The organism is Methylibium sp. (assembly GCF_031393925.1).
Lineage (GTDB): Bacteria > Pseudomonadota > Gammaproteobacteria > Burkholderiales > Burkholderiaceae_C > Methylibium.
In genome coordinates this window covers 1-4,597 of record NZ_JANMWL010000301.1, presented here as the reverse complement: position 1 = coordinate 4,597, position 4,597 = coordinate 1, and the positions used below count along the sequence as shown (strand labels likewise).

At 69.1% G+C, this 4,597-nt stretch carries 5 protein-coding genes and 1 pseudogene; 4 read left to right on the top strand and 2 right to left on the bottom strand.

Annotation, left to right across the window (positions count from 1 at the left end; translation table 11 throughout):
• The 4 genes and pseudogenes from RMO12_RS15530 to parC all read left to right on the top strand — a co-directional run.
• A pseudogene (locus RMO12_RS15530) lies at positions 1-594 on the top strand (DNA topoisomerase IV subunit B); the annotation flags it as partial.
• 13 nt (positions 595-607) lie between these two features.
• Positions 608-1,054, top strand: coding sequence for a GNAT family N-acetyltransferase (locus RMO12_RS15525; RefSeq protein WP_309639961.1), 447 nt, complete (start codon positions 608-610; stop codon positions 1,052-1,054).
• Entirely contained in the window at positions 961-1,239 is a 279-nt protein-coding gene (locus RMO12_RS15520; protein WP_309639960.1) for a type II toxin-antitoxin system VapC family toxin, read from the top strand. The genes RMO12_RS15525 and RMO12_RS15520 overlap by 94 nt, the downstream gene beginning before the upstream one ends.
• Positions 1,240-1,265: 26 nt before the next feature.
• A complete protein-coding gene (parC, locus tag RMO12_RS15515; RefSeq protein ID WP_309624269.1) occupies positions 1,266-3,575 on the top strand; it encodes a DNA topoisomerase IV subunit A in 2,310 nt (769 codons plus the stop codon).
• 11 nt (positions 3,576-3,586) lie between these two features.
• Here the strand turns inward: parC and RMO12_RS15510 are convergent, their stop codons facing one another.
• Positions 3,587-3,979, bottom strand: coding sequence for a hypothetical protein (locus RMO12_RS15510; RefSeq protein ID WP_309639959.1), 393 nt, complete (start codon positions 3,977-3,979; stop codon positions 3,587-3,589).
• A 95-nt stretch (positions 3,980-4,074) separates the two neighbouring features.
• The gene (locus RMO12_RS15505; RefSeq protein WP_309639962.1) at positions 4,075-4,590 is read right to left on the bottom strand and encodes a disulfide bond formation protein B; all 516 of its coding nucleotides are present in this window, start codon (positions 4,588-4,590) and stop codon (positions 4,075-4,077) included.
• Positions 4,591-4,597: the final 7 nt, after the last annotated feature.

The window sequence follows — 4,597 nt, the reverse complement described above, 5'->3', positions numbered from 1 at the left end:
TCCTGGGAAGTCGAGCGCGACCGCCTCTTTGCCAACAACGAGATCCACGACATCTCGGTGGCGATCGGCGTGGACCCGCATGGCGCGGCCGACGAGCCCGACCTGTCCGGCCTGCGCTACGGCAAGGTCTGCATCCTCAGCGACGCCGATGTCGACGGCTCGCACATCCAGGTGCTGCTGCTCACGCTGTTCTTCCGGCACTTTCCCAAGCTCATCGAGCGCGGCCACATCCACGTCGCGCGCCCGCCGCTGTTTCGCGTCGACGCGCCGGCACGCGGCAAGAAGCCCGCCGCCAAGCTCTACGCGCTCGACAACGGCGAGCTCACCGCCATCCTCGACAAGCTGCGCAAGGAAGGCGCACGCGAAGCCAGTTGGAGCATCAGCCGCTTCAAGGGCCTGGGCGAGATGAACGCCGAGCAGTTGTGGGACACGACCTTGAACCCCGACACACGGCGCCTGCTGCCGGTGGCCTGGGGTGAGCTCGATTTCGGTGCGACGGAAATCTCCTTCAACAAGCTCATGGGCAAGGGCGAGGCGGCGTCGCGGCGCGAGCTGATGGAGCTGCATGGGGACGCGGTCGAGGTGGACGTCTAAGGATCGCTGATTCATGGCCACCGGTGATTCCGTGCTGCCTGCGACGCAGCTTCGCCTGCGCCCCACCATGCTGTCCGACCTCGACTTCGTGCTCACGGTCGAGCAGGACCGGGCGTGCCGTCCCTACATCACGCCGTGGGAGCGCACGCAGCACGAAGGCGCGGTGCGCTTCCCCGACTTTCGCCACTTCATCGTCGAGGCCGGCGCGGGCACGCAGGCGGTGGGCTTCGTGATCCTGCAGGGCTGCCGCAGCCGGCACCGCTCGGTCGAGCTCAAGCGCATCGTGATTCAGGTGCAGGGGCAAGGACTGGGCCGCGCCTGCCTGCAGCAGTTGAAGCGCATGGCGTTTCGCGACCTGCCGACGAGTTGCACGTCAGCAGCGTCTCACTCTGGGAGATTTCGATCAAGCTCGGCCAAGGCAAGCTCGCGCTCGACATCGACGACCTCGAGGCTCGAATGAGCGACATGCACGTGTTTCCGCTGCCCGTCACCTGGGGCCACACCCAGCAGTTGCGCCGGCTGCCCCCGCTGCACCGCGACCCGTTCGACCGCATGCTCGTCGCGCAGGCGATGAGCGAGCCGCTGCACCTGCTGACGCACGATGCGCAACTGCAGCCGTATTCCGATCTCGTGATGCTGGTCTGAGCAGCGCGCGCCTTAACTGATCTCCGATGCCTGATCTCTTCGACACCCCCACCGCCGCCGAGCCCGGCGACGCCATCACCCTGGCCCACTACGCCGAGCGCGCCTATCTCGAGTACGCGCTCTCCGTCGTCAAGGGCCGTGCGCTGCCCGACGTGTGCGACGGCCAGAAGCCCGTGCAGCGCCGCATCCTCTACGCGATGGAGCGCCTGGGCCTGGCCTTCACCACCGCCGGCGGCCCCAAGGCGATGAAGAGCGCGCGCGTCGTCGGCGACGTGCTCGGGCGCTATCACCCGCACGGCGACAGCGCCGCTTACGACGCGCTGGTGCGCATGGCGCAAAATTTTTCGCAGCGCTACCCGCTCATCGACGGCCAGGGCAACTTCGGCTCGCGCGACGGCGACGGCGCCGCGGCGATGCGCTACACCGAGGCGCGCCTCGCGCCGATCACGCGGCTCTTGCTCGACGAGATCGACGAGGGCACGGTCGACTTCATTGCCAACTACGACGGCTCGACGCAGGAGCCGCGGCAGTTGCCGGCGCGCCTGCCCTTCGTGCTGCTCAATGGCGCGAGCGGCATCGCGGTCGGCCTGGCGACCGAGATCCCGAGCCACAACCTGCGCGAGGTGGCCGCCGCTGCGGTGGCGCTGATCAAGAACGACCAGCTCACCGACGACGAACTGGCCGCGCTGCTGCCCGGCCCCGACTACCCCGGCGGCGGCCAGATCATCAGCAGCGTCGGCGACATCCGCGAGGCCTATCGCAGCGGCCGCGGTTCGCTCAAGGTGCGCGCGCGCTGGAAGATCGAAGACCTGGCACGCGGCCAATGGCAGCTGGTCGTCACCGAACTGCCGCCGGGCACCAGCACGCAGAAGGTGCTCGAAGAGATCGGTGAGTTGACCGATCCCAAGCTCAAGCTCGGCAAGAAGGCGCTCACGGCCGAGCAGACGCAGCTCAGGACCACGGTGTTCTCGGTGCTCGACAAGGTGCGCGACGAGTCGGGCAAGGAAGCGGCCGTGCGCCTGGTGTTCGAGCCCAAGAGCCGCACCGTGGAACAGCAGGAACTCATCAACGTGCTGCTGGCGCACACCAGCCTGGAGACCTCGGCGCCGGTCAACCTGACGATGGTGGGCGCCGACGGCCGGCCGACGCAGAAGTCGCTGCGCCAGATGCTGGCCGAATGGATCGGCTTTCGGCTCGCCACGGTGCAGCGCCGCACGCAGCACCGGCTCACGCGGGTGCAGGAGCGCATCCACATCCTCGAAGGCCGGCGGCTGGTGCTGCTCAACATCGACGAAGTGATCCGCATCATTCGCCAGGCCGACGAGCCCAAGCCGGCGCTGATTGCACGCTTTGCGCTCAGTGAGCGACAGGCCGACGACATCCTCGACATCCGGCTGCGCCAACTGGCCCGGCTCGAGGCCATCAAGATCGAGCAGGAGTTGAAGGCGCTGCGTGAAGAGCAGGGCAAGCTCGAAGACATTCTCGGCAACCCCGCCACGCTGCGGCGAACCGTCATCCGCGAGATCGAGGCCGACGCCAAGGCGCATGGCGACGCGCGTCGCACCTTGATCCAGGCCGAGAAAAGAACGGTGGCCGAGCTGAAAGTGGTCGACGAGCCGGTCACGGTGGTGCTGAGCGCCAAGGCGTGGGTGCGACAACGCCAGGGCCACGGGCATGACGCGGCGAGCTTTGCCTTCAAGGCCGGCGACGCGCTCTACGGCACCTTCGAGTGCCGCAGCGTCGACACCTTGCTGGTGTTCGGTAGCAACGGCCGCGTTTATTCGGTGCCGGTCGCGGCCCTGCCCGGTGCGCGCGGCGACGGCCAGCCCATCACGTCGATGATCGAGCTGGAAAGCGGTACGCAGCCGCAACACTATTTCGCCGGGCCCGCCGACGCCACACTGCTGCTCGCCAACACCGGCGGCTACGGGCTGTTCGCCAATGCGGCTGACCTGGTGTCGCGCCAGCGCGGCGGCAAGGCTTTTCTGGTGCTGAGCGAGGGCGAGAAGCCGCTGCCGCCGAGCCGCGCCGACGGCGCAGCGCAACTGGCCTGCCTGAGCCTGGGCGGGCGCTTGTTGGTGTTCGCGCAGGGCGAGCTCAAGCTCCAACCCAAGGGCGGCCGCGGGCTCACCTTGATGAGCCTGGACGCCAAGGACGCGCTGGTGAGCGTGGCCGCGTTCGACAAGACGCTGCGCGTGCTCGGCAGCGGCCGCGGCGGCAAGGCCAAGGACGAAACCCTGGGGCCCGCCGCGCTGGCGCCCTACAGAGCCGCGCGGGCGCGCAAGGGCAAACCAACGGAGATCGGCTTCAAGCCGACCTTGCTGCTGCGAGCGTGAGCGCGAGGCTTCTACTTGCCGCGCACGGCGCGACGCGGGCGGGCCCGCACGCTGGCGGCGGGCTTGTGGCCCACCTTCGGCCTGCGCGCCGCGCCAGCCCCGCGATGCGACGAGCCGCGCTCGCCGGGCGCTGCATCCGCAACAGTCGTCGCGTCTGTTGTCGGCGGCGTCGCATCGGACTGCGGCGGCGGTTGCAGCACCCCGACGGGCGGCAGCAGCGGCAGGCTTGGCCAGGCCGAGCGCCACCAGCCCCACCATTGCTGCAGCGATTGCCCCGAGTGCTGCCACATCTCGCGCTGCGTTTGCATGATCGCCTCGGGCGACCACAGCGCCGCGTCGGGTGGCGGGGGCGTGCCTTGGGCGTCGTCGCCGTGCGGGAACCACCATCGTAGCCAGGGTGTCATGAGAGTCTCCTTGCGGTGCTTCGAGCCATGGTGTTCCGATTGCACCGCGGCCGCAAGACGGGTGCGGCGGCTGACCGCGTTGGCGACGCGCGTTATCAAGCGCGCGTGCGCGCCAGCCAGAGCAGCAGCGCGGCGGTCATGGCAATCAAAGCGAACAACAAGCCGCTCCACACCTCCATGCCCAGGCCGAGCACGCGCGCACTGGCCGCATCGGCACAAGTGGCGGTGACCTGGAATAGCCAGGGCACGGCCGCCTCGAGCCCGGTCGCGCTCAAGAAACGATCGGCCAGCGTGAACGCGCAACTGCTGTCCTTGGCCGCCACCTGGTGTTGGAACACGGCCGAAGCGATGCCGCCGAGCGCGAGCGCCAGCACGAGCAGGCTCGCGAGCCACGTGGCGGCGCGCTGCGGCAAGAGCCAGCCGCACAGCGCGACGAGCGCGACGGCGAGGTAGAGCACGCGCTGGAAGATGCACCATGGGCAGGGCAGCATCGCGAAGCCGTGCTGCGCCACGAGCGCGGCGCCCACGGCGGCCAGACACGCCAGCGCCACGAGCGCGAGCACGCCGCGCGGGGCGCGGTGAAAGGGGTGGGTCGTCGGTCGTCGGTTCATCGCGAGG